Genomic DNA, 21,628 nt, shown 5'->3' with positions numbered 1-21,628 from the left:
ATTGCCTGGTTCACGCCGCGACCTGCAATAAGGTAGACATAATGAAAATGAAAAAACTGGCTGCACTCTGCCTGAGTGCGGCGTTACTGACAGGACACGCGCTTCCCGCCCTGGCGGATGTCAATCTGGTGCCGCAGGATCTCTCGTCCGCACCGGTCGTGGCACCCGAAACGCTGCAACGCCTGAGCTGGCAACCGCTGGCTGCTTCTCAGACACAGACCACAAAACTCGCTAACAGCGGACAGACGCTGAATGCGCCACACATTGCCGGTCCGGTCGCGGCCTATAGTCTGCCCGCCAATATCGGCGAACTGACGCTGACGCTGAGCAGTGAAGTGGCGAACGGTCAGGTTTTCGCACCGAACGTGCTGGTGCTGGATGAAAACCTGCGTCCCGCGGCCTGGTTCCCCAGCCGCTACTTTACCTATCAGAAGCCGGGCGTGATGGCGGCAGATCGACTGGAAGGGGTGATGAAATTAACCCCGGCGCTGGGTCAGCAAAAAATCTACCTGCTGGTGTTTACCACCGACAGCGATCTGACACAAACCACCACGCTGCTTGACCCGGCCAAGGCCTACGCCCAGGGCACCGGTCATGCGGTACCGGATATCCCCGATCCCGTCGCCCGCCACAGCCGGGAAGGGACAATCAAGCTGAAGATGCAGACCAGTTCCGGTTCATCCATTCTGGTCGGGCCGCTGTTTGGTTCATCCGACCCGAGCGCGGTGACCGTCGGCAATACCGCACCTGCGGCAGCGTACAGCGCAGCACCGGCGCCTGCACCCGCCGCAGCGCCCGCGCCAAAAGCCCGTGCGGAACCGATCATGAGCGATACCGAGAGTTACTTTAACCAGAAGATCACACAGGCAGTGAACAGCGGTAATATCGATAAGGCGCTGAAACTGCTGGATGAAGCCGAGCGGCTGGGTTCCACCTCTGCCCGGCAGACCTTTATCAGTAGTGTTAAAGGCAAGGGGTGATGCCCCGACAATACTGATGTTGTTCCATCTGGTGCGCTGCGGCGCACCTTTTTTTGTTACAGAGCTCCTGATTGCATGATTTTTTTGCGTGGTTTTACGCATTGCGTAAGTCATGCTGTGGGCAATAGCGTTTGATGAATATAGGCTAACTAAGCTGTTTCAGGGATGACTTTTCTGGAGGCTATATGCGAAGTTACACGACAACACAGGCCCGAAAATATCTTGCTGAAATCATGGATATCGTGATGGCGGGTGAGCCTGTGATTATCACCCGCCGGGGCGGCTCTGCTGCTGTGCTTATTAGTCGCGAAGAGTTTGATATCTGGCAGGAAATAAAACAGGGCGCCAATTTTTCAGGCGATACGGAAAAGCATAATCAGAAACTTTTAATGAAGACTTAGTAACAAAACATTCGCTCTTATCGCGATCAATGCATTTGCATTACCAATGTTACTGCATCACTGCTGACTTATCCTGGTTAATAATAGTGAGAATCCACGATGGGAACTCTGACTCAGGCAAACATCTCTCTGCGTGCTTCATCAAAACTGACAGCCCGCGGACAGACCACCATCCCTGCCGCAGTTCGTGATGCGATGAATCTGCAACCTGGTGAGAATATCGAATACGCTGTTCTGCAGGGCGGCAAAGTCCTTATTACCCGTCAGGAAACGGTGGCTGATGATGCTCCAGTGAAGGCGAGCTTTCTGAGTTTTCTTCCTGCTGACAGGCGCAACACGGCTGCAAATATTAAAATGCTGGATCGAGGATTATTAACTCGCATTACATCGTTGACCGAAGGTATGGACGTTGATTTGGATGCTCCACTCATGGACGATGAGTAATTAAGTATGGAAGACAGCACGGTTATAAATGGATGGCACGTTTATGTTCATCCCTGTTTTGAATCGCAACTGATTGCGCTGACCAATGAAGTGGAGTTACTCAGGGCTAAATATCCTGAAAGTTACCAGCGAAAAGCGACGACGAAGCTTTTAGCCGCTGTGTTTAAAGTTATCAATAGTGAGATTTGCGCCGATCCACATCAGGCAAAGTTTCGCCAGGGCGATACGCTGGGAGAACAAAATAAGCATTGGTTCCGTGCAAAGTTTTTGATGCAGTATCGTTTGTTCTTTAGATTCAGCGAGCAACATAAAACCATCATCCTTGCATGGATGAATGACGCTGAGATCAAATGTGCTTATGGCAGTAAGCGTGACGCCTATAAAGTATTTTCAGGAATGTTGCATAACGGCTATCCATCTGACGACTGGGCATTGCTGTTAAAGCAATCTCAGGATTGGGCGAAGATAAATTCTTAAGTTCATTAAATCCTGAACAGAATCCGGTGTGCTTTTTTCAGACGCTCGTGCTCAGGGTGATCTTATCACTGTTGAGAGGCGCTGATTACAGTAGCAGAGTGCGAGCCGTTGCCGGCCCGCACGCTGTAATAACTGAAAATGATGTAAAACAGGCTGCGTCAGACACGAGTCTGAGTCGCGCGTTAACCTTCAATTGCGCAGTAGTCGCTTCCGGCGTGCCGTCAGATCACGCAGCAGCGTGTCAGTGGCAGGATCGCTGAACAGCGTTTCCAGCGTGGCGCTGAGCTTGCGTCGCCAGTTCGGATATTCATCGCTGGTGCCCGGAATATTGACCGGCACCGCCATATCCAGCCAGTCCTCCGGTTGCAGTCCCAGCAGGGCGCTGTGACTGTCAGCCAGATAGCGCTGCATCGCCCGGTTTAATGCCTTGCTCATGCCGGTGCGAGGTGCATCGCGTCCGGCACGTTTCGGCAGGGCACCAACGCGATGCAGACTCTGCAGCAGCGCCTGCTTCGCTCGCAGCCGATCCTGATATAGCCCGGCCAGCACCACTTTGTCGGGATAGAGGCCGAGTTGTGCGCCGGTGGTCAAATCATCGCTCTGCCACCAGCCACGCAGCGTCGGAAGATCGTGAGTGGTGGCGACCGCCATTGCCTGCCGTGGCCATTCGGCGGGCGGACGAAAACTGTGGGCTGACTCCTGCTCAAAATAGAGCACCTTATAGGAGTAGACCCCGCCGTCCCGCAGCTTATCGACAATTGCTTCCGGCACCGTACCGAGATCTTCGCCAATGACCATGCAGCGATGACGCTGACTTTCCAGCGCCAGAATCGCCAGCAGATCGTCGATGGGATAGTGCACATAGGCACCGTGCATCGCGCTATCACCGGCCGGAATCCACCACAGCCGCATTAGCGCCATCACATGGTCAATGCGCAGTGCGCCGCAGTGGCGCATGTTGGCACGCAGCAGGGCGATCCACGGCTCCCAGGCGCGCTGACGCATCACCTGCGGATCCATGGGCGGCAATCCCCAGTCCTGGCCGCGCGGGCCGAGAATATCGGGCGGCGCACCGATGCTGGCCTCCATGCAGTAGAGATCGCGCTCGCTCCAGGTCTCTGCGCCACCCTGCGCAACACCCACCGCCAGATCGCGGTAAAGTCCAATCGGCATCTGCTGCTGCTGGCAGATGTCCCAGCAGTCGGCAAACTGCTTCGCGGCCAGCCACTGCAGCCAGAGCCAGAAGCGCACCTGATCGGCGTGCTGTTGCAGGAAGGCCTGCACGGCCGGACTGCCGGGATCCTGCAACGCCTCCGGCCACACCGGCCAGCCCCAGCGCTCACTATCCTGTGCTATCTGATCGGCGTGCAGCGCATCAAACAGCGCCTGATGCTGAAGACTCTCGCCTCCTTCACGTATAAATCTATTAAACGCCTGCACCTCGGGATCGCTGGCGTCACGCTGAGTAAACTGCGGCCACGCCAGTCTCAGCGCGGCAATTTTCAGCCGGGTCACCGCCGCATAATCCACCCAATCTGCTGCGCGAGCCTGTTCCAGCGCCTGTTCTGTTTCCGGACGTTGCCACCAGGCCTGAGCGGCAGCGCTCTGCCGGAAGTCAGCGACTGCGCCCACATCGATGTAGAGCACATTAAGCCAGCGCCGGGACGAGGGGCTGTAAGGGCTGGCACTCTCCGGGCTGGAGGGAAACAGCGCATGGATAGGGTTAAGACCGATAAACGCGCCGCCGCGTGCGGCTACCTCCGGCAGCATCCGGCGCAGATCGCCAAAGTCGCCGATTCCCCAGTTCTCCGCCGAGCGCAGGGTATAGAGCTGCACGCAGGCGCCCCATATTGACTCACCTGCCAGCAGGGCCGGGGGTTCATAACAGCGGGCCGGGGCAATTATTATCCGGCACGACCACTGCTGCGCACCCTGTTGCAGCGTCAGCTCATGATAGCCTTCAGGCAGCGGCGGCAGATGCAGCGGCTGAGCGGGCTGGCAGCGACCTGAGCTGATTTCACCCGCTTCACTGGTGAGATGCCAGTGGGCATCGTCAGCGAGCTGTGGCGACAGGCTCAGAAGATCGCCGCTGCGAAAAATCACCACCGGTGGCAGCGGCGTGCTCAGCGGATGGGAAGGCTGCATCACCGCCAGCAAACGCTGGCGGGTCAGGGTCGGGATCGCCTGTGGCTTGCCGTGAGCATTGATATACTCAGCGGCGATGCCCGCCCGGGAGAAATCGTCCATAACCGGATCTGTTTTCATGGCGTTCCTTAGCGTTTCGCTTGCCAGATGCGCTGCTGGTAATCGCGGATAGCGCGATCGGAGCTGAACATGCCACAGCGTGCGGTATTGAGGATGGTGGCACGTGTCCAGGCCTCCTGATCGCTCCACAGCGCTTCTACCTGCGCCTGTGCGTCAAGGTAGGGCTGGAAGTCAGCCAGTACCAGATAGGGATCACCGCCTTCCGGGCCGAGACTCTGCAACATCGCATCAAAGGCGTGGCAGTCGCCCTGGCTGAAGGTGCCATCTTCCAGCGCCAGTAAGACCTGATTGAGCTGCGGATCTTTCTTGCGCCACTGCGCCGGGGCATAACCGTCTGCTTTTAACGCCACCACCTGTTCCACGGTATGCCCGAAGATAAAGATGTTCTCGCTGCCAACCTGCTCAGCGATCTCGACGTTCGCTCCATCCAGTGTGCCGATGGTCAGTGCGCCATTCAGCGCCAGCTTCATATTACCGGTGCCGGACGCTTCTTTACCGGCGGTGGAGATCTGTTCGGAAAGGTCGGCGGCGGGAATCAGCCGCTCGGCGACGGAGACGTTGTAATCGGGAATAAACACGACTTTCAGACGGTCACCGATGCGGGGATCCTGATTGATCACCTCGGCCACTTTGTTGATGGCATAGATGATGTTTTTCGCCAGTGCATAGCCGGGCGCGGCTTTGGCACCAAACAGCACCACGCGCGGCGTCCGGTTTGCCTGCGGATCGGTGACCAGCGTCTGCCACAGCGCAATGATGTGCAGCAGGCTCAGATGCTGGCGTTTGTACTCATGCAGTCGTTTGATCTGTACGTCAAACAGCGCGGTGGGGTCAATCTCAATGCCGGTCCGCTGTTTCACCCAGTGCGCCAGCGCGACTTTGTTCTGCTGCTTGATGGCGCGATATTCCGCGCAGAAGGCGGCGTCATCCGCAAAGGCTTCCAGCCCCTGCAAGGCATCGAGATCGTTCAGCCAGGGTTTTTGCAATGTTCGGGTGATCAGGGCACTCAGTGCCGGGTTGCACTGATTGATCCAGCGGCGCGGCGTAATGCCGTTGGTCACGTTGTGGAATTTCTCCGGCCACATCTGGTGATATTCCGGGAAGAGATCCTGCACCACCAGTTTCGAGTGCAGCGCCGCCACACCGTTGACCGCGAACCCGCTGGTCACGCAGAGGTTCGCCATCCGCAGCTGGTTATTATGCACCAGCGCCAGTCTGGCCCACTTCGCTTCATCGTCTGGCCAGCGCGCCGTGACAGCCGTTTTTAGCTGCGCGTTCAGGGTATTGATGATCATCATATGGCGCGGCAGCAGACTGCGCACCAGACGCACATCCCAGCACTCCAGCGCTTCCGGCATCAGGGTGTGATTGGTGTAGGCAAAAGTGTGCTGTGTGATCTGCCAGGCGCGATCCCAGCTCAGCTGATGCTCATCCAGCAGCAGACGCATCAGCTCCGGGATGGCCAGCGTCGGATGGGTGTCATTAAGCTGGATCACTTCATGATCGGCCAGGGTTTCGATGCTGCGTCCGGCCCGATGATGGCGACGCAGAATGTCAGCCAGCGCGCAGGCGCACTGAAAATATTGCTGCATCAGACGCAGTTTTTTACCGTTCTGATGATTGTCATTGGGGTAGAGCACCTTGGTCAGTTTTTCAGCATCAATACCCTGTTGCTCCGCGCGCAGAAAGTCGCCGTCGTTGAAGCGACTCAGGTTAAACGGCTGGGCATGTTTCGCCTGCCATAGACGCAGTGGCTGGCTGATACCATTCTGATAACCGACCACCGGCAGATCCCAGGCTTCGCCGAGCAGTTCAAACGCCGGTTGCCACTGTGGCTGACCCGCAACCGTCACCACTTTACCGCCCAGTCCGACCCGCACGTTAAGCGCGGCGTTGTGGTTAAACCACGGATAGCGGTCGCGCTGCCAGTCATCGGGGCTTTCAATCTGCGCGCCCTGTTCGAAGCGCTGCCGGAACAGACCGTACTGATAGTTCAGACCGTAGCCCGTAGCGGGCTGACCCACATTCGCCATGGAATCCAGGAAACAGGCTGCCAGACGACCCAGGCCGCCATTACCCAGCGCCGGATCCGTTTCGGTTTCCAGCACGTCAGTGAGTGAGATATCCCAGGCGGCCAGGGCCTCATTGACCGCGTCATACCAGCCCAGGTTCAGCAGGTTGTTGCCGGTCAGGCGACCAATCAAAAACTCCATCGACAGATAGTTAACATGGCGCAGTTCTGTCGGGGCCGGGGGAGCAGGCTGCGCGGCCAGCATATCGGCCAGCGCACCGCTGAGTGCCTGCCACCACTGTGTCGTGGTCATCTCCTGCGCATCGCGCAGGCCAAAACGCTGCCACTGACGGGTCAGGGCAGCATTGAACTGAATCGGGTTGAAATCGGGCTGTGTCATGGTTGATGTCCTGTAAAAACGGAAAATGGATCAATGTGGCGACAGTCTGCCCGCGCGGAAACCCTGGCTCATCCTCCTGCAAAGAATTAGCGGAGGAGGATAGGGAGGGTGGAGAGGATGAGGCTAATCCGAAATCGTTGAAGGAGTGTGATAGCGCACGCTTTTGTAAAGTTTAATTAATGGGTTTGCTTGCATTCATCTGACGAAATGCTGAACCTGTGTAAGGAATAATTACGAAGCGTAAAATAATGATGCGCTCGACAAATGGAGAAACGCGCGCCCATGTTAATACCCGCTAAACTCAGCCGCCCGGTGCGTCTTGAAGGCACTGTGATTCGGGAGAGATTGCTGCAAAAGCTCACCGCTGCAGGTAACTATCGGCTGGTGCTGGTCACCAGTCCGGCGGGCTACGGTAAAACCACACTGGTGTCGCAGTGGGCGGCAGGGAAAAGCGATCTGGGGTGGGTTTCTTTAGATGAGGGCGATAATCAGCCGGAGCGCTTTGCCGATTACCTGATCGCTGCACTGCAACAGGCCACCCACGGTGGCTGTCCGCGCAGTGAACTGCTGGCGCAGAAGCGGCAGTATGTGAATCTCAACGCCCTGTTTTCTCAGCTCTTTATCGAGCTGGTGGAGTGGCAGCAGCCGCTGTGGCTGATCGTTGATGACTACCATCTGATTACCAATCCGGTGATCCACGACGCGATGCGCTTTTTCCTGCGCCATCAGCCTGAAAATCTGACGCTGATTCTGATGTCACGTAATCTGCCGCAGCTCGGTATCGCCAACCTGCGGGTGCGTGAGCAACTGATTGAGCTGGGCAGCCAGCAGCTGGCTTTTACCCACCAGGAGGCGCGACAGTTTTTTGACTGCCGACTGGCGGCCCCGCTGGAAAGCGAAGAGAGCAGCCGACTCTGTGATGATGTAGCGGGCTGGGCCACTGCGCTGCAACTGATCGTACTGTCGGCGCGACAGGGTGCCAGTTCGGCTCAGCATTCCGCCCGGCGTCTCTCTGGCATTAATGCCAGCCACCTTTCCGATTATCTGGTTGAGGAAGTTCTGGATAACGTCGATCTGCCTACCCGTCATTTCTTACTGAAAACCGCGCTGCTGCGTTCAATGAACGATGAACTGATCGCCTGTGTCACCCGCGAAGAGAACGGCCAGATGCGGCTGGAAGAGATTGAGCGTCAGGGTCTGTTTCTGCAGCGCATGGACGATTCCGGCTGCTGGTTCAGCTACCATCCGCTGTTTGGTAACTTCCTGCGTCAGCGCTGCCAGTGGGAACTGGCGGCTGAGCTGCCCGCACTGCATCGGGCTGCGGCAGAGAGCTGGATGGCGCAGGGTTTTCCCGGCGAGGCGATTCATCATGCACTCGCCTCTGGCGACGCCACTATGCTGCGGGACGTGCTGCTGAAGCACGCGTGGACGCTGTTTAATCAGAGCGAGTTGCCGCTGCTGGAGAACTCCCTGAAAGCACTGCCGTGGGAGATGATGCTGGAAAATCCAATGCTGGTGCTGCTGCAGGCGTGGCTGATGCAGAGTCAGCATCGCTTCTCCGAAGTTGACAGTCTGCTGGCGCGTTTTGAACAGGCCAGCCGCTGCGAGATCGATGCAGCACTGCGCGGTGAATTTAATGCGTTGCGCGCCCAGGTGGCGATTAACGATGGCAATACCGATGAAGCGGAGCGGCTGGCGAAAGTGGCGCTCGACACCCTGCCAGCGAGCCGTCACTACAGCCGCATTGTGGCAACCTCAGTGCATGGTGAAGTGATGCACTGCAAAGGCGAGCTGGATGATTCACTCAAACTGATGCGGCAGACCGAACAGATGGCGCGGCGCGATGAAGTGTGGCACTACGCCCTCTGGAGCCTGATTCAGCAGAGCGAGATTTTGTTTGCTCAGGGCTTTTTGCAGGCAGCCTATGAGATCCAGAGCCGCGCCTTTGTGCTGGTCGACGAACAGCACCTGGCGCAGTTCCCGCTGCATGAGTTTCTGCTGCGCATCCGCGCTCAGTTGCTGTGGGCCTGGGGACGGCTGGAAGAGGCGGAGCAGGCGGCCCGGGAAGGCATCAAAGTACTGAACGGTTTCCAGCCGCAGCAGCAGATTCAGTGTCTGGGTTTGCTGGTGCAGTGCTCACTGGCACGTGGCAATCTGGATAACGCCCGCAGCTACCTGAACCGGCTGGAAAACCTGCTGAACAATGGCAACTGGCACAGCGACTGGATAGCCAATGCCGACAAAGTCCGGGTCATTTACTGGCAGTTGACCGGCGACAGCCAGAACGCCCGCGACTGGATGCGGCAGACGCCTAAACCTGCCTTCGCCAATAACCATTTTCTGCAGGGACAATGGCGGAACATCGCCCGCGCGCAGATCCTGCTGGGTGATGTCAGCCAGGCGGAAGTGGTGCTGGAGGAGCTGAATGAGAATGCCCGTGCCCTGCGCCTGATGAGTGATTTAAACCGTAATCTGTTGCTGCTGAATCAGATCTACTGGCAGACCGACCGCAAAGCGGAGGCGCAGCGTGTCCTGATTGAGGCGCTGAAACTGGCGCGCAGCACCGGTTTTATCAGCCATTTTGTGATTGAAGGCGAGATGATGGCGCAGCAGCTGCGGCAATTGATTCAGCTGAATACCCTGAATGAGCTGGACAGCCACCGCGCCCGGCGTATCCTGCTGGAGATCAATAAATATCACCGTCACAAATTCGCCCATTTCGATGAAGGCTTTGTCAGCCGTTTGCTTAACCATCCTGACGTGCCGGAGCTGATCCGAACCAGTCCGCTGACGCAGCGTGAATGGCAGGTGCTGGGATTAATCTATTCTGGCTACAGCAACGATCAAATCGCCGGTGAGCTGGCGGTGGCCTCCACCACCATCAAAACCCATATCCGCAATCTCTATCAGAAGCTGGGCGTCACCCATCGCAGCGAAGCAATGAATCAGGTGCAGTCGCTGCTGAAAATGATGGGATATGTCTGACGACAGGCGTATTCAGGGGCGGCTTTAGCCCGCTCCGCCGCATATCAGCACACCGTCGAAACAGGCGGTCTGTATCAATGGGAAGCGGGGCAGTTACTTTACTGCGCAACATGCAGCTCTGATTTGCCGGATTTCGGGCCCTGATTTCTTCCAGCCGGTGCATAAATATCGCATGCATCAGCGCGTTACGGGCTTCACCTTTATTCAGGCCCGCGAGGTCCCGCCTGCAGCAGTTAGGGTAGTGCTTCCTAAAATTACGGATTTCTGAGGTTCAGGAAAATTAATTCTGAGTGGTTAAACAGTGTCCCCTTACCATACCTCTTAAAAGTCAGATGAATTATAGAAAATGATATATGCTTTTGCTTTTTTTTGAGTTCAGGATTGTCATTCCCTGCTTATGAAAAAAGTGCCTTAATAAAAATGCAATATGTATTATTTCATGAAAAGAGTAAATTGTTAGCAGGGTGATTATTAGCCTTTAATGTCATTAGCTATTAACTAGTTAGTTAAAAAATAGCATCCCCGAAAATTTTTTTTAAAATTAAACGAAAACATTCTAAAACAACGAAAAACGTTTCATTACACTCCATAGTTTTTATTTTTTAGATAATTTACTTTTAATGAAATAGCTCATTAGCTATGGGGTGGGCCAGCGATTATCTCATGTATTTATTATCTTTAAGGATGGATTATGAGACATAAAAAATTAACGCTTGCTTTGGCTGTTTTTGTTCTCTCTGCGGCGCGACTTGCAGTCGCTGCACCGTTACATAACCAACCGTTTACGAATCACTCCCCACAGACCTTCTTACTTGTCGGCGATGCTAATGGAGGTGACGGCGGCAACGGGGGTTCTGGTTCTAATTCTCCTGGTGGCCCTGGCGGCGATGGAGGAAATAACAGCGCCAGCGGTAACGGGAATGGCAGCGGTAATGATAACGGCACTGGCAACGGCTCCGCTAACGGTAATGGTTCCGGAGACGGTGACGGCGGCGGTGATGGTGGTGATAGCGGTGGCGATGGCGATGGTGGTGGTGGTGATGGCGGCGGTGCGTAATCAGGCTGCAGAATCTAACTAAAAATGGTCGCCTCATGAAGGCGGCCATTAATTAAAGGATGAAACTTCTATGTCAAAGCTACACAACACGCTGATTTTTTTTCCACTATCTGCAGGGCTGCTCCTTTCCCTGCCGGTATTCAGTCAGACACTCCCGCAGGACACTATTCAGCTGTCTGCCTGTGAGAGCCTGAACGGACAAGATGGGAACGGCAGTTCGCCTGATGGAGAAAGTGGTAAAGACGGCGTGCCCGGTACAGGCTGTCTGAACGGAGGTAACGGCGGTAACGGTTCTGCTACAGGTGGTAACGGCGGAAATGGGGGAAATGGGGCAGGCGCCGCGACTGAACCCTACCATAAACACCACAAACATCATAAAAATGGACAGGGTAGCGCCAATGGTGGCAACGGGGGTGATGGTGGTTCAACTGACAATGCGCCCGGAGGTGCTGGCGGTGATGGAGGTAACAATGACCAGTCAGAACATCTGTAAACGATACCGTACCCTACTAAGGTGCTCCACTCTGATACTGGTGATTTTTACACACTACGGTTATGCCTCTCCGGCCTCCCCGATTCCTTTTCCTGATTCCTTATCACTGATTTCTGATGGTGGAAACGGCGGGGACGGTGGTCCGGGCGAAAACGGAGGGGATGGCGGTAACGGCGGTAATGCTGGTACAGGCTCCAACTCAAATGGCGGAGATGGCGGAAATGGCGGCACTAACGGAGCCGATGGAGGGGATGGTGGCAACGGAGGAAGCGGGAACAACTCATCCGGTGGTGATGGTGGTGATGGTGGTGATGGTGGTGATGGTGGTGATGACGGTGATAGCGGTGATAGCGGCGGCGGCATATAAGTCATAGCGCAGAGGATGATATGAAAAACCTTCTCATGAAAGCTGTATATCTCATTATTCTCACCTCAGCATTACTGAGACCTTTCATGGTCGTACTCACGGTAACCTCTTCTCTGGCGGCCGGAATATTCAGCACTGCGGCATGGGCAGACGGCGACGGTGGCGACGGTGGTGACGGTGGCGGTGACGGAAACGGGGGAGACGGAGGGAATGCTGGTTCTGGCAGCAACGGAAATGGCGGCGACGGCGGTAATGGTGGTGAAAACGGAGGAAATGGAGGGAACGGCGGTAATGGTGACGGATCAGGTAATGGCGGAAACGGAGGCGATGCGGGTCCTGGCGGCGTCGGCGGGCAGGGTGGCAGTGGCGGGAATGAGGGAGGACATGATGGTTCTCCCGGGATGAGTGGAGCTAAATAGTTATCCCTATGCCGTTAACGTGGTCTGCCGGAGGTTAATTACCCCGGCGACTTCATGCATACAGACTAAGCAGACAGCAAGGCAATGCTGAGACACCGGGTTGCCAGGCCTGAACTGCAAAGCCGGTGAAGTCATATCAGTCGTTTTTACCGGCACCAGTAAATCCCGATCTTCCTTAAAAGACATCGCATAGTGTCAGCCTGAGTGATGGCAGTTTATCCGGCACCACCCAACGATCCATTTCCCGCCCGGCCTCTGCCGACTCCTGTGACATAACCCCGGCCTCTTCTGCAGGGGAACGGGTTGAATCGCGGCATGCTGGTCACAGATGTTATGTTGCATTAGAGCTGAAAGCCGTTCTTATCAGGCCAGGATATTAAGGATCGCAACATAAAAAGAAGATACATGTGGTGAGTGTCCGCTATGAGCAAGGAGCGGACGTTCCGTTCTTAATGACTGACTGTTACCATTGCATCCAACATAGCACCCGGCTCATCCAACCTTACCCACAACAAAAATTAATATCCATAAATCAGCTCTATACACGTATGACATCACCAACTCCTCAAGTCACAAAATATTTTGCCGATAACGATTTTTTAACGATCCAAAGTCCTGGAAGACAGATATGAATAAATTTGTTTATTGTATGATTGCTTTGTTTTTTTCCGGTTTATGTTCCGCAGCTGAAGATTTAGGCTTGGGGACATATTTATGTGATGTCCGGATAACCAGCTCTCATACAGAGACGCAGCTTTTGCCAAAAGCTGCTGTCGTTGAAGACAATGGAAGTAACTACAAAGTGAAAATGCTGGGTAATGAGGTAGCATCCCCAGCGCTTGAAAGTGTCATGGGTGGTATTAAACAGCAGGCTACTGTTAACGGAATAACCTTCGTAAGACGTCCTAATTACGATGATCGTTTTATCATCGAAAATGCGCATTCCGGCTTCTTTTATAAAATGAGAAACTGCAAAAAAAACTAATATTTTTTCCGCTGATGCTTTAAGTATTAGTATAGGATGGCTTTTAAATTAATTGTGTTTTAAAAGTCCCTGTTTACTATATTATCTTGATTGTGAACCTCATATCTTTGCAGCCATGTTATGATTAAAATGCTTCGACAAATTGCTGTCACCTATTCGGCCGATGAGCAATTTAAACTGCTATCATGTCCGTATGCCTTCCAGTTTAACGTTCAAGCTGTATTACCTTTGTATTAATTTCTGGCAACAGCAATGAGGCGGGCCAGACTAGGTTCAGATTTATGTCCGCTATGAGTGAGGAGCAGCCATGACCTCAGGGATGGTTTGAATAAGTGATATCCCTTTACCCGTTTTGAGCTGATGCTTTTTTTAGCAGGATGCTTTATGTTGGTCACACTCATCCTGCAGGGTATAACCATGATAAAAGTACAAAAATCAGATCCATTCTCTTCAGAATCCCATCGTTTAATCGAAATGCTATCAGCAGAACTTGCCGCTATTACTGGTGATAACGGCAAAAGCAATTTCACCACCCAAGCAATGGGTGATGACAAAGCTTTATGGGCATTAGCAAAGAATTCTCAAGGCAAAGCTGTGGGATGCGGTGCTATACGGCCATTTACCCAAAATATAGCCGAGCTTAAAAGAATGTTTTCAGACCGAAGTGAGTCAGGGATTGGTGGTGCTTTACTCACTTTCCTTGAAAAATCAGCAAAAGAGATGGGATATATCGAAGTTAGGCTGGAAACCCGCCACATCAACTATCGTGCTGTAAATTTCTACATGAAAAATGGTTATGTCCCTATTGAGAATTACGGCCCATATATAGGCAGGACAGAAGCTATCTGTTTCTCAAAGGCATTGCGCTGACTATATTAATTGGAACTGACGTCTGCTCCTGTCACAAAGTAAACTGTCATCGGGCTGATGACCGGTATATGCCAAAAGCGGATACTGTTTTTAATGTGATTTATTTATTTGATGCTGCCTTTGCTGGAGCACAAAGGAAGTCAAACTACGTCGCGATTACTGCTAGCCCCGCCAGGGATAAAACCCATTAGCTAAGCAAACGAACCGCGCCTGGAGACTTGCCCGTTACACGCTTAAAAGCCCGGCTGAAAGCAGCCTGAGAGGAGTATCCTAACCGTTGCGATGCGGTGTCGACAGTAATGTTTTCTGACGACAGCCAGCGGACAGCGAGATGCATCTTTACTTCCGTTACATACCGTAGCGGTGGGACGCCGATGGTGGTCTGAAACCTTTCGGCGAATGCGGAGCGGGATATATGCGATTCGGCGGCGAGTTCTGCCACGCTCCAGTCCCGGCCCGGTTCGCGATGAATCGCCAGGATGGCCTGAGCCAGACGCGGATCGCGCAGTGCTGCAGCCAGGCCAGGGCTATTGCCGCAACCATCTTCCACCCATCCTCTGATAAACATCGCTCCAGCCACATCGGCAAGCCTGGCGAGAATACCTGCATAGCCCACGCGTCCGGAGCATATCTCACGCTTCATCGCATCAAGGATATGCATGAGTCCCGGCCATTGAACCCCCTTTGCATCGGCATGCATAATTTCAGGCAGCACATCCGCCAGCCGCTGCATGCTTCCCAGATCGATTTTCATGCAACCAAAAAACAGCACAGCGCCTGGCGTTTCCTGAGTACTCGGGCAGGTATCAATCCCACTCACTTTTTCATCCAGTGGTGCCGTTTCGATATTGTCGATATCCAGCACGTCGGCAGCTGTTGCCGACAAAAGCTGATGCCGTTCGCCGTGAGGAAGAAATACAGCCTCTCCGGCTGAAAGCGTAAGAACTTCGCCGTTTGCACTATGGAGCACCATCTCACCTACAGCGACGTAGTGCAGATAAGCATGACCGGGCCTGCTTGCGAAGTTCAGGCCAAACGTATCTCCCGTCTGTATACGCTGATATCGCACGCCGTATAGCCGCAGGCTGGAAAGCAACTCGCTGATGAGTTCTGATGACAGAGCGAAGGATGAAGTCATATGCCTTTTCGGGTTTTGGGTAAAAAAGTGAGGGTTTTAGAGCATAGATCATCCAGCTGCGCCTGAATAGACTTCTTCTCCTGAAACGACTTTCCAGGAGACTTAGAAATGACGGATGAAACTTCTATCAGGGTTCACAAAGAAAGAGTGCAAAGAGATGAGAAAATCCAGCCAGCCTGGCTTGCGGTTTTTTCGTTAACCATGGGTGTTTTTGGCCTGCTCACCGCAGAGTACCTGCCTGCCAGCTTATTAACGCCTATTGCACGGGATTTGGGTGTGTCAGAGTCTCTTGCAGGACAGGCCGTAACAGTGACGGCGGTGATTGCGTTATTTGCCGGATTACTGATACCGCGATTAACGCGTGCGCTGGACCGGCGCGTCGTGTTGTTGAGCTTTACCGCCCTTATGATCTTCTCAAATCTGCTCGTGGCGCTCTCTTCAGGTATTGTCATGCTGCTGGCAATGCGCATCCTGCTGGGTATCGCGTTGGGTGGATTCTGGAGTATGGCAGCGGCGGTTGCGATGAGGCTAGTGCCGGAGAGGCTGGTACCGCGGGCGCTGTCGATCATTTTTAGTGGAATCGCGGTAGGTACTGTTGTTGCCGTACCGCTGGGAAGTTATCTGGGCGAGATGTCTGGCTGGCGTAGCGCGTTTATTGCCGCTGCTGCGGTTGGCGCACTCTCTTTTATTTTTCAGTGGCTGACGCTGCCCGGAATGCCGCCGGTAGTCAGGACCAGGACGGCATCCGTATTTTCTCTGCTCCAGAGGCCGGGCGTGAGCGTGGGCATGCTGGGGTGCGTGCTTGCACACACCGGCCAGTATGCGCTGTTTACCTATATACGGCCTGCGCTGGAAGGACTCGCACACATAGACGCAAAAGGGCTGGCATTAATACTTCTGGTGTTTGGCGTTGCTAACTTTATCGGGACACTGTCGGCAGGGTGGCTGATGGAACGCAGCCTGCGTTTTACGCTGATTATTATGCCTGCTCTGGTGGGAGCAGCGGCACTGGGTATGATCACTCTGCCGTTATCAATCGCCGGGCTTACGGCGCTGGTCATGCTGTGGGGGCTGGCATTTGGTGGCATACCGGTGGCGTGGTCAGGTTGGGTCGCCCGGACTCTCCCCGATGAGGCCGAGAGCGCAGGGGGTATGGTGGTTGCCGCCGTTCAATCCTCCATTGCCGCGGGTGCAGCAATAGGTGGCCTGATATATGGCCTCAACGGGGTGACGGGGGTATTCATTGCTGCAGCCTGTATCATGCTTACTGCCGCGCTGGTTATTGCATTCCGGGTCAGAGTCTCGTCATCAGCTGAAGGAACGCAAAACTGACCATTTCAGTGACATTTAATATGTTGGGACACCTCAATCGAACAGCGTAACATCCCCGGACCGCACAGCGTTCCGGGCCTGCTGGCTGAGTCTGTTGGCAAAGGGGCGGTTTAACTGCTGAAGCTGGTTAACATGCGTTTTGAGCGAGGAGCGGAGCTTAGCAATAATCAGTAAGTGCCGTTTACTCGCTATTCTGAAATATCACCATTCTCAGTGGTGATTCAAACGTGCAGAGAAAACATTCCTTAACAGAGACGCTTGAAAAACAGTTTCCAGGTGATATCTTCAACACATAACTACCTCATCAGGAAGACAGTGTGATTACTCTCAGGAATATGAATGAAGAAGAATTCGTAAATTATCGTTCTCTTTTCATCCATGAATATTCGCAGGATCTGCAAAACAATCGCGGATATCTTTCCGAAAAAGCACGAATCAAAGCCATAGAATCTATTGATACAGTGTTAACAAAGGGAGTTGTGACCCCGGCTAATCAGCTGTGGTGTATCCAACAGCCTGATGAACCAGAGGACGTTATTGGCATCCTCTGGCTGTCGATCACCGGGTCATCAGCCTGGATAAGTGATTTCTACATTTATCCTGACTGGCGCGGCCGTGGATTCGGTGGTCTGGCCTTATGCGAAATGAAAAGATTGCTAAAAATAATGAACATCGATGAAGTCGGACTTAGGGTAGCTCCGAATAATGCCTCAGCCAAAGCACTGTATCAGAAGAATGGCTTTCATATTACCGGCATCAATATGTCTCAAAATTTAAAATAAATAATTTAATAAAGCGTTCTTACCAGTAGCCAAAGAGAATATCTTTTTTAAAGACCCCGCCGTGCAGCGCCTCATAATACACATTTGAGGAAATATTTTTTACGACACACTGCATTATTCTCCATAACCCGCTGAGCAAAGAACGGCCTCTTAATCACAACGGGTTTAACCGTTACCTCATGGGTGATTTTGACTAAGTTTGTCCCGTGAAAAGAATCAGCTTTGTAAGGGGCCGCTCCTGGCATAGAGCAGTCTGACATCGGATAATGCGCGCTATGAGCGAAAAGCGGATGCGATGAAATGAACGCTTACGACCTTATTCGATCAGGATTTTTCACACATCTCTGGCCAGCGTATTGCCTGCAGCACAGCCCTGCCTCTGCCGACCCAGGGTGATCCAGACCATTAGCGCGCAAATCAGCGTGACAGCAGCCAGAACTCTAAAAAGAAACGTATACGCAGTGTCATAACTGTCCTGAAGCAATAATCGTGAAATACCGGGTAACATCGCAGCGGCCTGCTCAGTACTGCCGCCCCCCAGCCATGCGGCAGCCTGGTGAATGACCTCTGGCGCATACCCGTGAACGGTGTTTTTCAGATTCAAATCATTCATTTCTGTTAAAAATGCTGACGCCATCGCCAGAGCGATCCCTTCTCCGGCAACGCGAACGGTATTAAAGAGGCCTGCGGCCATGCCCGCTTTCTCCACAGATACAGCTGAAAGTGCCAGACCATCCATCAGTCCCCATGGAAGCGCAGCGCCGGTACCCGTCATAATCAGTGAAAGCACAAGAAAATTACTGCTGTTACGCGGTAGTGCGTATCCGAGGAAAAGCAGCCCGACTGATGCAATAATAAGTCCTGCAGCTGAAACGGTTCCTGTTGAAAACCACCTTGTCAGCAGTGCGGCAATGGACGGGAAAACCAGCATTGGAGACGTCAGCGCCATAAGATAAAAAGCGCTCCGGGACTCACTCATCCCGTCACCGCCCATAAAATGCAGCGGAATAATAATCAGCAGCACAACATAGCAATAGCATGTTGCTATCGGCAGTAGCAGAACGCCGGCAAAGCGCGGGCGCAGCAGCAGAGAGATATCCAGAACAGGATTTTCAACCCCCAGGCAACGCACTACAAACCCGCTGAAAAGCAGCATGGCGGAAATGAAAAGGGCGAATGTGGGAAACGATAAAAACCCAAAGGCAGGTATAAGCATCACCGCTGATGTAAATAACATCAGGGCTGCAGTAAACATGATTAATCCTGTGCCGTCTGGTTTCTGATGTCCGCTCTCCTCTGATGCTGGCAGAAACGCAGCACCAGTCAAAATTACAATGCCTGAAAGCAGAGCTAACATGGCATACAACCATCTCCAGCCCAAAGCATCCGTAATGAAACCCATCAACACAGGGCCGAACGCCAGGCCCACGCCAAACATAGTGCCAAGTACGCTGAAGGCCCGGGTCCTGTCCGGACCTTCATAGAGACGGGCCAGTGCGGCGCTGCCGCTGGCCAATATCAAGGCCGCCGCAAGACCCTGCAGTGACCTGAACAACCCAGCCATAAAGATATCCTGTGTCAGGCAGATCATAACGCTGCTCAGGCAAAACAGGGCTGAGCCTGCGGTAAAAATGCGCTTTCTGCCAGTAACATCCGCAGCAACACCGGCTGACAACAAAAAACTGCCGAAAGTCAGCATAAATCCATTCGTCAGCCATGACAGCGCGGCAGGCGAGCCGCCAAGCGCCTGTTGTATTGCCGGCGTGGAGATTACACCACCGGTAAAGCTTAACGGCAGCAATATAGCCGCCAGATAGACAGAAAAGGCTGCCATATTCCTGGCATATGGACTGGGTGTTCTGGCTGAAGTTGCCATTGGGTGACCTTATGTTTCCGAAAAGCGGATGGGTTAACAAACTTCAGCAATGTTATTGCAGACATCAGAGTGAATAAATACACTGAAAATCTCTTCTTAACGGACATTAAGTTTATAATCAATGGACAGTCTGACCTCTCTTACTTCGTTTGTCCGGACAGCGGAGACGCTGAGTTTTGTACAGGCCGCAAGGCTGCTTGGGATTTCTGCCTCAGCGGTCGGGAAGAATGTCGCCAGACTTGAGCATAAACTGGGCGTACGTCTCTTAAACCGCAGTACAAGAAACGTGAGTCTGACAGCGGAGGGAGCTGCTTTATTAATCCGCTGCCAGCATATTCTTGAGCAATTACAGGAGGCGGAGTCAGAACTGACGAGCAGCTTAGCGCAGCCTGCCGGGAAGCTCAGGGTTTCACTGCCTGTCATTGGCTACAGGTTGATCCTTCCTCTTCTGCCGGACTTTTCCCGCCGTTATCCTCATGTAGAACTCGATCTCGATTTCAGCGACCGGCTGGTAAACATCATTGATGAAGGATTTGATGTAGCCATACGAAGCGGTGAACTGACGGACTCCCGACTGAAATCTAAAAAGGTTGGTGATTTTCGTTTTGTGCTCTGCGCCAGCCCTTCCTATTTGAATGAATATGGCGTACCCGGCTCGCCAGCGGATTTAACGATGCACAGGTGCATTTCTTTTCGTTTTCCCTCAACGGGGCTGCTCCAGCCCTGGGAACTGCGCGGTATGTGCCCGGGTGCTGATTTGAGGACAGCCTCTGTTCTGACCGTAAATAATATAGAGGCTTCTGTTCGCCTGAGCCTGTCAGGTATGGGGATTTGCTATGTGCCCGGTTTTGTCGTTCGCGAATCTTTGGACACGGGGCAACTGAAAGAGGTATTGCCAGGTAGCTGTACCAGGCAGGGGGTTTTCTCGGCACTCTGGCCAGCCAGCCGGTATCTCTCACCGAGAATACGCTGCTTTGTCGATTTTATTGGTGAGTCCGGCCTGTCTCTGTAATCTGTACCAGGCAGTTAATGCTTTCTGAAATCGTATGCACTTTTATGCTTATCTTAAAATCATGAACGTCCGCTCCTGGCATAAAAGGGACTGGTAACAGTCAGATGTCCGCTAAGAGCGAGGAGCGGATATTGAGTGAGATTAAAGCTGTAAGAAATTACAGACCTATAGGGCGATTCAGGCTGCAATTTATGTTTATATAAATATTGAGAATCAGTATTTAAGCTTTTTAAGGGGGATATATGCGCATTAGACCATCATCTCGATTGATCATTCTTTCGCCTGAAAATCATGTCCTGCTCTTTAGGTTCTGTCATAAAGATGATGCTCTAAGGGGAAAAACATACTGGGCAACTCCGGGAGGAGGGCTTGAAAAAAATGAATCTTTCGAGCAGGCCGCTATACGCGAATTATTTGAAGAAACGGGATTGAAAGAAACATTAACAGGACCAGCAGTAGCGTCCCGAACCTTCACAATGATGCTACCAAGTGGGGAGACAGTACTTGCTGATGAGCGTTTCTTTATGATTAATGCAAATACAGTAGATCTCGATCGTTCAGGATGGAGTAGCAATGAAAAGGAACTCATTCGCGATCATCATTGGTGGACAATAGAAGAGCTCATACACACCAATGAGACAATTTTTCCACGCGACTTAATCATTAACATACTTGAAAACAAGTCGGCCGGATCTTCGACGTTAACTGCGTCATGATATCTTGAACGTCCGCTTCTGGCACAAAGCAGCCGTTCTTTCGGCGACTTATTTAAACAACACGGGGAACAGTTTATTCCCCGTGTCTGGCAGCAATATACCCGCCGCGCGTTCATCATGATTACGGTTGCTTGCTGTTACCCAGCACTTTGTTAATCGCTTCGGTCCCACATTGATCGTCGGATTCCGCGCCGCCGGTGCCCGCCATGCCGATAGCGCCGATCCACTGGCCGCGATATTGCACCGGCACGCCGCCGCCAAGCAGCAATAGCTCATTAACCGTATTCAGGTTGACGCTTTCCGGTGAGGATTGCGCCTTTATGGTCAGTTGTCTGGTCGGCGTTTTGGTGGAGAGCGCAGTAAACGCTTTACGCCATGCCGCCTGGGTGTTGTGCGGCCCCACGTTGTCATCCCGCATTAGCGTGACCAGGTTTCCACCCCGATCCACCACGGCGACTACGCCCTGACGATTCATGTTATGGCAGGCGGACAAAGCCTCCGTCGCCAGTTGATTACTCAGCGCCTGCGTCATGTCATAGACGGAGGCTGGCTCAGCAGCGAGCGCCACGGCAGGTCCGGTTGTCAGCATCAATGCCAGCAGTAAACGTTTCATTTATT

At 53.1% G+C, this 21,628-nt stretch carries 20 protein-coding genes; 15 read left to right on the top strand and 5 right to left on the bottom strand.

Annotated elements, in window-relative coordinates:
• Window positions 1-41 precede the first annotated feature (41 nt).
• The 4 genes from malM to ACVKSX_RS09655 all read left to right on the top strand — a co-directional run bounded on the left by malM (window position 42) and on the right by ACVKSX_RS09655 (window position 2,302).
• Window positions 42-980 carry a maltose operon protein MalM gene (malM, locus tag ACVKSX_RS09670; RefSeq protein WP_307381623.1) on the top strand — a complete coding sequence of 313 codons (939 nt, stop codon included), beginning with the start codon at window positions 42-44 and terminating at the stop codon, window positions 978-980.
• Window positions 981-1,165: 185 nt separating this feature from the next.
• Complete coding sequence (locus tag ACVKSX_RS09665; protein ID WP_033780170.1) at window positions 1,166-1,381, top strand: type II toxin-antitoxin system Phd/YefM family antitoxin; 216 nt, start codon at window positions 1,166-1,168, stop codon at window positions 1,379-1,381.
• Window positions 1,382-1,480: 99 nt separating this feature from the next.
• A complete protein-coding gene (locus ACVKSX_RS09660) occupies window positions 1,481-1,825 on the top strand; it encodes a type II toxin-antitoxin system PrlF family antitoxin (RefSeq protein WP_132498989.1) in 345 nt (114 codons plus the stop codon).
• Between the two features lie 6 nt (window positions 1,826-1,831).
• Window positions 1,832-2,302 (top strand): type II toxin-antitoxin system YhaV family toxin, encoded by a 471-nt coding sequence (locus ACVKSX_RS09655; RefSeq protein ID WP_122889337.1) that lies wholly within the window; start codon window positions 1,832-1,834, stop codon window positions 2,300-2,302.
• A 189-nt stretch (window positions 2,303-2,491) separates the two neighbouring features.
• On the opposite strand, the gene malQ is transcribed toward ACVKSX_RS09655, so the two are convergent.
• Both malQ and malP read right to left on the bottom strand, forming a co-directional pair.
• A complete protein-coding gene (gene malQ, locus ACVKSX_RS09650; protein WP_354438755.1) occupies window positions 2,492-4,567 on the bottom strand; it encodes a 4-alpha-glucanotransferase in 2,076 nt (691 codons plus the stop codon).
• 8 nt (window positions 4,568-4,575) lie between these two features.
• A complete protein-coding gene (gene malP, locus ACVKSX_RS09645; RefSeq protein ID WP_346450482.1) occupies window positions 4,576-6,978 on the bottom strand; it encodes a maltodextrin phosphorylase in 2,403 nt (800 codons plus the stop codon).
• 282 nt (window positions 6,979-7,260) lie between these two features.
• Between malP and malT the strand changes: the two genes are divergently transcribed.
• The 7 genes from malT to ACVKSX_RS09610 all read left to right on the top strand — a co-directional run bounded on the left by malT (window position 7,261) and on the right by ACVKSX_RS09610 (window position 14,154).
• A complete protein-coding gene (malT, locus tag ACVKSX_RS09640; RefSeq protein WP_033760251.1) occupies window positions 7,261-9,963 on the top strand; it encodes an HTH-type transcriptional regulator MalT in 2,703 nt (900 codons plus the stop codon).
• Window positions 9,964-10,883: 920 nt separating this feature from the next.
• A complete protein-coding gene (locus ACVKSX_RS09635; RefSeq protein WP_354438757.1) occupies window positions 10,884-11,042 on the top strand; it encodes a hypothetical protein in 159 nt (52 codons plus the stop codon).
• Window positions 11,043-11,090: 48 nt separating this feature from the next.
• Window positions 11,091-11,513: a hypothetical protein gene (locus ACVKSX_RS09630; RefSeq protein ID WP_010247334.1), complete on the top strand. Its 423-nt coding sequence runs from the start codon at window positions 11,091-11,093 to the stop codon at window positions 11,511-11,513.
• A 116-nt stretch (window positions 11,514-11,629) separates the two neighbouring features.
• Window positions 11,630-11,887 carry a hypothetical protein gene (locus ACVKSX_RS09625; protein ID WP_158132280.1) on the top strand — a complete coding sequence of 86 codons (258 nt, stop codon included), beginning with the start codon at window positions 11,630-11,632 and terminating at the stop codon, window positions 11,885-11,887.
• Window positions 11,888-12,039: 152 nt separating this feature from the next.
• A complete protein-coding gene (locus tag ACVKSX_RS09620; protein ID WP_022624743.1) occupies window positions 12,040-12,285 on the top strand; it encodes a hypothetical protein in 246 nt (81 codons plus the stop codon).
• 642 nt (window positions 12,286-12,927) lie between these two features.
• A complete protein-coding gene (locus ACVKSX_RS09615; protein WP_060679078.1) occupies window positions 12,928-13,284 on the top strand; it encodes a hypothetical protein in 357 nt (118 codons plus the stop codon).
• Window positions 13,285-13,668: 384 nt separating this feature from the next.
• The gene (locus tag ACVKSX_RS09610) at window positions 13,669-14,154 is read left to right on the top strand and encodes a GNAT family N-acetyltransferase (RefSeq protein WP_158132281.1); all 486 of its coding nucleotides are present in this window, start codon (window positions 13,669-13,671) and stop codon (window positions 14,152-14,154) included.
• A 187-nt stretch (window positions 14,155-14,341) separates the two neighbouring features.
• Here ACVKSX_RS09610 and ACVKSX_RS09605 read toward each other — a convergent pair whose 3' ends face one another.
• The gene (locus tag ACVKSX_RS09605) at window positions 14,342-15,292 is read right to left on the bottom strand and encodes an AraC family transcriptional regulator (RefSeq protein ID WP_187494872.1); all 951 of its coding nucleotides are present in this window, start codon (window positions 15,290-15,292) and stop codon (window positions 14,342-14,344) included.
• A gap of 108 nt (window positions 15,293-15,400) precedes the next feature.
• Here ACVKSX_RS09605 and ACVKSX_RS09600 point away from each other — a divergent pair, with 108 nt between their 5' ends.
• Both ACVKSX_RS09600 and ACVKSX_RS09595 read left to right on the top strand, forming a co-directional pair.
• A complete protein-coding gene (locus ACVKSX_RS09600) occupies window positions 15,401-16,624 on the top strand; it encodes an MFS transporter (protein ID WP_191921638.1) in 1,224 nt (407 codons plus the stop codon).
• A gap of 335 nt (window positions 16,625-16,959) precedes the next feature.
• On the top strand, window positions 16,960-17,406 hold the full coding sequence (locus tag ACVKSX_RS09595; protein WP_157353375.1) for a GNAT family N-acetyltransferase: 447 nt from the start codon (window positions 16,960-16,962) through the stop codon (window positions 17,404-17,406).
• Window positions 17,407-17,740: 334 nt separating this feature from the next.
• On the opposite strand, the gene ACVKSX_RS09590 is transcribed toward ACVKSX_RS09595, so the two are convergent.
• Window positions 17,741-19,282 carry an MFS transporter gene (locus ACVKSX_RS09590; protein ID WP_354438760.1) on the bottom strand — a complete coding sequence of 514 codons (1,542 nt, stop codon included), beginning with the start codon at window positions 19,280-19,282 and terminating at the stop codon, window positions 17,741-17,743.
• Between the two features lie 121 nt (window positions 19,283-19,403).
• On the opposite strand from ACVKSX_RS09590, the gene ACVKSX_RS09585 reads away from it, so the two are divergent.
• On the top strand, window positions 19,404-20,294 hold the full coding sequence (locus tag ACVKSX_RS09585) for a LysR family transcriptional regulator (protein ID WP_354438762.1): 891 nt from the start codon (window positions 19,404-19,406) through the stop codon (window positions 20,292-20,294).
• Window positions 20,295-20,536: 242 nt separating this feature from the next.
• Window positions 20,537-21,010, top strand: coding sequence for an NUDIX hydrolase (locus ACVKSX_RS09580; protein WP_052272245.1), 474 nt, complete (start codon window positions 20,537-20,539; stop codon window positions 21,008-21,010).
• A 121-nt stretch (window positions 21,011-21,131) separates the two neighbouring features.
• Here ACVKSX_RS09580 and ACVKSX_RS09575 read toward each other — a convergent pair whose 3' ends face one another.
• A complete protein-coding gene (locus ACVKSX_RS09575) occupies window positions 21,132-21,623 on the bottom strand; it encodes a GlcG/HbpS family heme-binding protein (protein ID WP_010247306.1) in 492 nt (163 codons plus the stop codon).
• Window positions 21,624-21,628 lie beyond the last annotated feature (5 nt).

It is taken from the genome of Pantoea sp. PvP021 (assembly GCF_054056055.1).
This window is presented reverse-complemented; position numbering and strand designations above follow the sequence as displayed.